Annotated in this window: 7 protein-coding genes and 1 pseudogene; 3 read left to right on the top strand and 5 right to left on the bottom strand. The window is 39.4% G+C overall.

The features are described 5' to 3' along the window. Positions 1-43: 43 nt before the first annotated feature. Positions 44-778, bottom strand: a complete 735-nt coding sequence (locus QAI40_RS16235; protein ID WP_299983794.1) for an AAA family ATPase — start codon at positions 776-778, stop codon at positions 44-46. Between the two features lie 567 nt (positions 779-1,345). Here QAI40_RS16235 and QAI40_RS16230 point away from each other — a divergent pair. The 3 genes from QAI40_RS16230 to QAI40_RS16220 are packed head-to-tail and all read left to right on the top strand — an operon-like array spanning position 1,346 to position 4,889. Then, entirely contained in the window at positions 1,346-2,578 is a 1,233-nt protein-coding gene (locus QAI40_RS16230) for an aspartate aminotransferase family protein (RefSeq protein ID WP_299983796.1), read from the top strand. Positions 2,579-2,592: 14 nt separating this feature from the next. Further along, positions 2,593-3,525 carry a DUF6206 family protein gene (locus QAI40_RS16225; RefSeq protein ID WP_299983798.1) on the top strand — a complete coding sequence of 311 codons (933 nt, stop codon included), beginning with the start codon at positions 2,593-2,595 and terminating at the stop codon, positions 3,523-3,525. A gap of 44 nt (positions 3,526-3,569) precedes the next feature. Beyond that, positions 3,570-4,889 (top strand): C69 family dipeptidase, encoded by a 1,320-nt coding sequence (locus tag QAI40_RS16220; RefSeq protein ID WP_299983800.1) that lies wholly within the window; start codon positions 3,570-3,572, stop codon positions 4,887-4,889. A 72-nt stretch (positions 4,890-4,961) separates the two neighbouring features. Here the strand turns inward: QAI40_RS16220 and QAI40_RS16215 are convergent, their stop codons facing one another. The 4 genes and pseudogenes from QAI40_RS16215 to QAI40_RS16200 all read right to left on the bottom strand — a co-directional run. Next, positions 4,962-5,210, bottom strand: a complete 249-nt coding sequence (locus tag QAI40_RS16215) for a nucleotidyl transferase AbiEii/AbiGii toxin family protein (protein ID WP_299983802.1) — start codon at positions 5,208-5,210, stop codon at positions 4,962-4,964. Continuing rightward, complete coding sequence (locus QAI40_RS16210; protein WP_299983804.1) at positions 5,207-5,938, bottom strand: DUF6088 family protein; 732 nt, start codon at positions 5,936-5,938, stop codon at positions 5,207-5,209. Before QAI40_RS16210 ends, QAI40_RS16215 begins: the two co-directional genes overlap by 4 nt. Positions 5,939-6,334: 396 nt before the next feature. Beyond that, the gene (locus QAI40_RS16205) at positions 6,335-7,096 is read right to left on the bottom strand and encodes a DNA methyltransferase (RefSeq protein WP_304511830.1); all 762 of its coding nucleotides are present in this window, start codon (positions 7,094-7,096) and stop codon (positions 6,335-6,337) included. Positions 7,097-7,157: 61 nt separating this feature from the next. After that, positions 7,158-7,552, bottom strand: a pseudogene (locus QAI40_RS16200) (DNA methyltransferase); the annotation flags it as partial.

Genomic DNA, 7,552 nt, shown 5'->3' with positions numbered 1-7,552 from the left:
ATAAGAAAATATATAAGAGAGCAGGATAAAAAGCATTAGAATATTAACGATTTAGTAGCCCCTTGAGGGGCTTTCCTAACACAATGCCCCCTTCGGAGGGGGCTTCATCATACCTCCTGCTATGCAGGAGGTCGGTGATTTTATTAAGATCGGCAGAAGATTTTTCCAAAATAGTTTTAACGCTATCTATTTCTGATTTTGTTTCTTTTCGTGATTGACAATATTTGCTTAGTAGTGATTTTGTACTTCCTTGTAGCTCTGAATTAATATTTCGAAATGCATTGATGTAATATAAGTTAATTCCGTCTAAGTCTCTTAAAGAAATTACAGCAAGCTTTAAAATATCGTCTATCTCCAAAGAGTTTCCACTTGCAAATAGTTTCCACCTGAACTCAGATAACTCAATAACCTCAGGGACTGCCTCTTCTACGTTGAAATTGCTTTTGTGTGCAAAGAGATATGTTATTTTAGCAGTATTGTCACTGGTTTTAAATGAATGAAAAGTTGGGAATGATGCTAAGTTTTCGCTATATAATTCGATACTGATTACAATATAGTCATCAACATTTAACTCATTTTTAAAGCCATGAAAATTCTTTAATTCTAAGTTTCTGGAATTATATGAAAGATCACGGTCCAGCACTAACCTTATAGCCCAATAGAGATTACTTTTTCCAATATTATTCTCTCCAATTATTGCTTGAAAGCCCTCGGAAAAATCAATTGAAAATTCCTCGAAGTTTCTGAAATTTTTTATTCTAATATTTTTGATATTCATATTCTAATCCTTTTCCTTGGGCATTAATTATGTGGAGCTGCGAACAATAAGTTAACCTGTTTTTTTTCTGTATAACTCCGAATGACAGATAACATTCAACGTGTACCAAGTAAAATAGGTTTAGACAATTAAAATTAGGTAGATGCTATGCTGTTTTCCAACAGTATAACACTCAAATTTGCGTGATAAACAGAAAACTGGATAAATACAAATGATTCAAATTGAAGCTGAATTGCTAAATAAGTTTAATTTGATTTTGGGAAAAAATGGAATCCCCAAAAACCAATGTAGTTATTACCTCAAATGGCTGAGATACTATTTGGATTTTTGATTGAAGGACCCTGGCACAGCTTCGCTCTTTCGCTTACATTCTCGCGATTAGGGACAGCACACAGAGAAATGGAACAATTGTGTTATATATAGGGGTTATAATAAAATCAATAGGTAAAAATACCTAGGTCTTGAAAGTTTTTCATGCTTTTTCATGTTAACTATTGCTTTGAAAAATAAATATTTGTACCATTTCAGGGCGGGTAAGGCTTTAAATACACTATATCAGGGGAGAATATGGATTCAGACAGGGATAAAATTATTAAAACATATGCAGATCATGTTTATCCTGGAAAAGTTGAGTTTTATCAGAAATACGATATCGTTCTTGTCCCTGAAAAACGGGGGGGATGTAAAATAAGTGATGCCAATGGGAAAACATTTTATAACTGCCATTGTAATGGCGGGGTTTTTAACCTGGGTCACAGGAACAAAGAGGTTATAAAAGCCGTAACCCAGGCAATGGAAATCTATGATATCGGTAATCATCATTTAATCAGCAAACCAAAAGCACATTTGGCTAAAATGATTGCCGACACAATGCCTGAAGGTTTAAACCAGATTGTTTACGGGGTCAGCGGAGGAGAAGCCATTGATCTTGCCATCAAGCTTGCCCGGGGGGTCACGGGCAAAGAAGAAATTATTTCAGCCAAAGGCGGCTATCATGGTCATACGGGGTTTGCCCTTGCCACGGGGGATGACAAATTCAAAGAAATGTTTAAACCTGTTCCGGCAGGGTTTAAGCAGGTCAGGTTTAACAGTCTTGAAGAAATGGAAAAAGCTGTCTGCTCCAATACGGCTGCTGTAATCCTGGAAACAATTCCGGCTACACTGGGCATTGTCACTCCTGATGAATTGTATTTAAAAGGGGTTAAAGAGATCTGTGAGAAAAATTCAAGTCTTCTTATACTGGATGAAGTTCAGACAGGCTTTGGAAGAACAGGGAAGTTATGGGGGTTTGAAAATTATGAAGTAGAGCCTGATATGGTGGTTATGGGAAAGGGGATGAGCGGAGGGATATATCCTGTCAGTGCCACGGTTTACCATGAAAAATATAAAGATTTTTTTCAGGAGAATCCCTTTTTGCATATTTCAACCTATGGGGGCAGTGAGATCGGCTGCTTTGCCGCAATGAAAGTTGTGGAGATTTCCCGGGAAAAGAAGTTTCTGGATCATGTTCTGTCCCTGGGAAAATTTTTCAGGCAGCAGCTTGAAGCTCTTGGGATAAAATATCCGGACCTGGGTTTAAAGGTCCGGGGCAAAGGCCTGATGATGGGGCTTGAGTTTAAAGATGAGATCACTGCATTGTTTTTAATTAAACTTTTTTTTGATAATGGTATATATGTTGTTTATGCTGGCAATGATCCAAAAGTCATACAATTTCTGCCCGTACTCAATATTTCAGAGATCGAGGCAAATGATATTTTAAAAATAATAGAAACATCCTTTAAATCAATGTCAGGAGGATAAGACTCAGGTACTCAATGGATATTGATATTGAATTATTAAACAGGTTTGAAAAACAATTAATTCCCCATGATTTGTCCAGGTCTTCCGTGCCTGCTGAAATCATTGGATTTGGTGAGATCTCAGCTATTTTCCAGATAGGGGAACAAGATAAAATCATCTACAAAAGAATCCCGATTTTCCCGGATTTTAAGACTGCCGAATCCTATAAGCAGATGTATTTTGAATATTGCGCCCTTTTAAGACAGGCAGGGATCAATCTGCCTGAAGATGGTGCTGTTATTGTTGAAGTTCCCGGGCATCCCGTTGTGATTTATTTTGCCCAGCAGCGTTTTGAGGATTACTTTTTCTGTCATAATCTGATTAACACACTTGATGAAGGTGACAGAATTAAAATGCTTGAGCAGATCATGTCGGCTTTGACCCTGATCTGGGACTTTAATAAAGAACAGATGCCGGATATTGAGGTAGCACCGGAGTTTGAAATCGCCATTGACTGCCAGCTTTCCAACTGGGTGTGGGTGGAGGAAAATGGAAAAAGAAAATTATTTCTGGTTGATACCTCAACACCTTTTGTCCGGAAAAAAGGAATAGAACAGCTGGAGGTTGAGTTGCTGCTGCAAAGCGTTCCCGTGTATATCCGCTGGCTGGTAAGAAGGCTTGATCTTGATGATGTGATAGGCCGGTATTATGATCATAAAAAGGTTGTAACAGACCTTGTGGCCAATCTTTATAAAGAGCAGCGGCCTGATTTAATCCCTCATTTTTTAAATATTGTTAATAAATATCTGGAACAGGAACTTTCTCAAAAAGAGATTGATAAGTATTATAAGGAAGATAAAATGATCTGGACCCTTTTTTCCGCCCTTCGAAAAATAGAGCGGTTTATCACGGTAAATCTGTTGAGAAAAAGATATGAATTTATTCTTCCCGGCGCAATTAAAAGATAGGGCGCAATTAAAAGATAGGGATTTGGGAGCAAAAGGAGAACCTGATGTGTGACACCTTTGTGGCGGTTTCAAATGCGACGGAAGACAGGTCCGTGATATTTGGCAAGAATTCGGATCGCGAACCCAATGAAGCCCAGTGTCTTGAATATCATCCCCCGGAAAAATTTTCTAAAAATCAGAAATTGGATTGTACCTATTTAAGTATTCCCCAGGTTAAGGAAACCTATGGTGTTCTCCTGTGCCGGCCCTTCTGGATGTGGGGAGCCGAGATGGGGGCAAATGAAAAAGGTCTTGTGATCGGCAATGAAGCTGTATTTACAAAAATGCCCATAAAAAAAACCCATACCCTGACGGGAATGGATCTTTTACGTCTGGCCCTTGAAAGAGCGTCAACTGCCCAACAGGGCATGGAAGTGATTACAGGGCTTTTAGCTGACTTAGGGCAGGGTGGTGCCTGCGGTTATGAAGATAAAAATCTGTTTTATCACAACTCTTATATCCTGGCCGATAAAAATGAAGCCTGGGTTCTGGAAACAAGCGGGCCTTTCTGGGTTGCTTTAAAAATTAAAGATGTATATTCCATAAGTAATGGACTGACTATTGGAGAAGAATTTGACAAAAGTCATCCAGGTCTGATTGAAAATGCCAGGCAAAAGGGATGGCTTAAAAAAGGGCAGACCTTTAATTTTGCCAAATGTTATTCAGACTGGCTGTTTACCTTTTTTTCCGCTTCCGGGTTTCGCAGGAAGAGTTCATATGATTTGCTGGAAACTCAAACTGGGAAAATAGATGTTTCTTCTGCCTTTAGAATTTTGAGAAGCCATAAGGGAAAAGAATATAAGCCTGCATCTCATTTTTTAATGGACTCGGTTTGTGCCCATGCAGGTAACGGCTTAACAAGAAATTCAGGCACAACGGGATCTCTTGTTGCCCATCTGTCAGCAGGCAGCAATACTTTCTGGGCCACGGGTACGGCCGGGCCCTGCACGGGGATATTTAAACCGATCTGGCTGAAAGAAGACGTCCTGCCGGATTCAGGCCCGCTGCCAAAGGGAATTTATGATCCTGAAACCCTCTGGTGGCAACATGAAAAACTGCATCGCAGTGTTTTAAAAGATTATTCAAGGATGTCATTATATAAGGAAGAAAGGGATCAAATGGAAATTGCTTTTTTTAAAAAAGCATCTGATCTTAAAGAAAAGAGTCGGATTGAAATAACCAGCCAGGCATTTGCCCAGTCCCGGACAGCAACAGAAAACTGGATAAGCCGGGTTGAATCCCAGCCGGCAAAGAGATCTTTAAATCCCGTATTTAACCTTTACTGGAAAAAGCAGAATAAAAAAGCAGGACTGACATTGGCATGATGTGGAAAGGGTTGGCCAGGATAATGATTTGTAGAGTAAAGGGGAAACCGGTATGGATCTGAGTTATTTCCTTTATATTTGGGCAACAGGAATGACAACTAAGTCGACATCTTCAGAAAACCTTTGTATGCGATTGAAACACTTTGAAAGGCATGTTCCGCCTTTAAACACAACCAAATCAGAAATATCAGATGAGAATATTTCAAGCAGAGCCAAAGAAATCCAATAGTCTTTTTCTACATACACCTCTGGGACGCCAATGTGTTGAGCTGTAGCTTGAATTGCGTCTCGAAAAAGAGTTTTATCAAGATGTAGTTTCATCCAATAAACCAGCTTTTAGAGTTTGGGAGAACATCTTGAGTCACTCCAACAAAGTATGAAGACAACGGATTTAAGCTCTGTTTCAAAGTATCTAATACTTCGCTATACTCTATTTTGCTCAATTCCAATAAAGCCCCTAAAAAAGCCCGAGCTCTGGGAGGATAGTCCAAAGCATATTTGATCAGATTTTTTTTCTCACGATCCGTCAGTTCAGCGATCATGACAGTGATACGTTTTATTGCCGACTCTTTATTTAAATCAGGGATTTTCTTAAAATCCTTAAGAGCATCAAGGATTCCTAAGAGATTATAGTTCTTGTTGTTAATAGCTGCGTAGCTTTTAACAAATCGAACGTTTATGTTGCCGACTTTTGAAGCAGGCCTTTTTGTCCTGCTGGCCAGATCAATATCTTTTGGTATTTGCGTGGTTAAACTTAGCTGGTTAAACAATGCCGCACCAGTGATATAAGCAATTCTCTTTTTTCCGTTAAATAAATAAGGTCGAAGCTGTTCACTTTCACTCGGGCCTAATTCGCCAAAAACTGTTTTTTTAGGTTTGTAGAAAACCCCAGTAGAAATCCTTTTAATAGCCTTTTCTTTAACCAAGCGGCTTAAAGTTTTTGCAGCAGCGCTATACTCATTACGGGGTACCCCAAGATCAGAATATTTAAAGATCCTTCCAGACTGAATACGATTTACTTTAGATTTTATTTTTGTTGCTACTTTCATAAGCCCCTTGTTTTAAAACATCCCTTTTTCATCAAAGAATAGGCTTCCTTAGATTAAATGTCAAGCTTTTAGGTATAAAAACTTGACAAATGGGCCTTGAAGGAGTCGAACCTCCCTCGCATTAAACTTTCTGTTTTTATGTAGTCTCCCCGAGACATATCGGCCCACATTTAGCAATAGCTCTATTCCTCGCATTCCTCGCTTTTTTCTTTTGCCCTTGTATATGCAGCAAAGTCTTTTTATATTTTTTTTGCTCTTTTGTTCCCAATTTTTTTCCTGAAATGATTTGGGTTAACCGTTTTAATCACTGGTTTATCCAGTGCATTTATTGGTTTGAATTATTCATGTTTTCTTGAAATTAAGTATGCTGTCCCCGGAATTCCCGAAAAGAACACTTTACCTTAAAATCATTACATACCGGCTGACAACCCCGAGGATCTTTTTTTTCTGCATGGCTGACACAACGCCTGCATTAAATCGTTCTGAAGACAAAGGCGCCTGGATGATATGGGTTAGGGTCCAGCCGGTTTTTTTTAAAATTTCATGATAATCCACAACTAAAATACCCTGGCCCGGCTCTTCTTTATCGGCAGGGCAATTTTGAAAATCCCGCCAGTCTGAATTAATAAAGGCAAGGCGGGTTTTCTTTTTGGAGATCTTTTTTAAAAAACGAAAAAATCTTTCCAGAAATGATAAATAGTCTTTTCGTGAAAGCTCTGAAATACTTTGTTTTGAATATTCACCGGCTTTTTTATCAAAATAGGGCGGATCAAAAATAATCAGATCCGGCTTGCCCTTTGAACCCATAATCGGCAAATCCTCCCATTTATTATCCAAATCCCAATGATATGGTTCAATTTCCGGTCTTGTGTCGGGCCTGTCATCCATATCCAGACTCCAACACCTTCTACCCATGGCAAGACAGGTATCAGCACAGACACCACCTCCTGCCATGGGATCAAAAATCAAATCGTCTTGCTTTGAAAAAAAATAGAGGATGTGTGCGATCAATTGAGCAGGAATACGACCGGGCCAGTCATCCCCGAATCGTTTGTCACAATCATTAAAATTCCATAAATCCCATGTCCTGATCCCCCAGTTAAGCGCTTTAAACCGGGTTAAATCATCCTTTCCCTGCAAAGCCTGCGACCATACCATAGACTCAGGCCAGTCGTGCTTATTCGCAACTTGTGGAACAGTAAAGCCTTTTGATAAATCGCTATTCAGCCATTTTGCCCAAATGGTTTGCTAACGTCCTTCGGTTAATGCCCAGTCTCTTTGCAATCCTGTCTTGCGGGATACCAAGCAAATTTAAACAGAAAATTTTAAGATCAAGCGCCAAAAGATTTGTGGCTCTTAAATCAGAAATATATATATCAACGGCTTGCCTTGATCTGCCGATTGCCTTGCCGATTTCCGAAGATGTCAGTTTGGGGTTGGATTGAAAAGCACGCCTGGCAGTATTTCTTGTTTCAACTTCTGTAAGCTGCTTTGGGCCGATGGCTAATTTTGCAGCATAAAGCAGGGGATCAATTCCATCTAAGGTTTTAACAATCGCAGGAATCCGGGTTCGCCCCGTCTTCTTAAAAGCACTCCACCTATGCGCCCCATCCA

The organism is Desulfobacula sp., from assembly GCF_030611305.1.
Lineage (GTDB): Bacteria > Desulfobacterota > Desulfobacteria > Desulfobacterales > Desulfobacteraceae > Desulfobacula.
Note: the sequence above shows the minus strand (reverse complement) of the source record. Positions and strands in the feature narration are given on the sequence as shown.

Coding starts and splice junctions, on each gene's coding strand:
- QAI40_RS16235 (WP_299983794.1), bottom strand. CDS start 778: ATGAATATCAAAAATATTAGAATAAAAAATTTCAGAAACTTCGAGGAA.
- QAI40_RS16230 (WP_299983796.1), top strand. CDS start 1,346: ATGGATTCAGACAGGGATAAAATTATTAAAACATATGCAGATCATGTT.
- QAI40_RS16225 (WP_299983798.1), top strand. CDS start 2,593: ATGGATATTGATATTGAATTATTAAACAGGTTTGAAAAACAATTAATT.
- QAI40_RS16220 (WP_299983800.1), top strand. CDS start 3,570: ATGTGTGACACCTTTGTGGCGGTTTCAAATGCGACGGAAGACAGGTCC.
- QAI40_RS16215 (WP_299983802.1), bottom strand. CDS start 5,210: ATGAAACTACATCTTGATAAAACTCTTTTTCGAGACGCAATTCAAGCT.
- QAI40_RS16210 (WP_299983804.1), bottom strand. CDS start 5,938: ATGAAAGTAGCAACAAAAATAAAATCTAAAGTAAATCGTATTCAGTCT.
- QAI40_RS16205 (WP_304511830.1), bottom strand. CDS start 7,096: ATGGTATGGTCGCAGGCTTTGCAGGGAAAGGATGATTTAACCCGGTTT.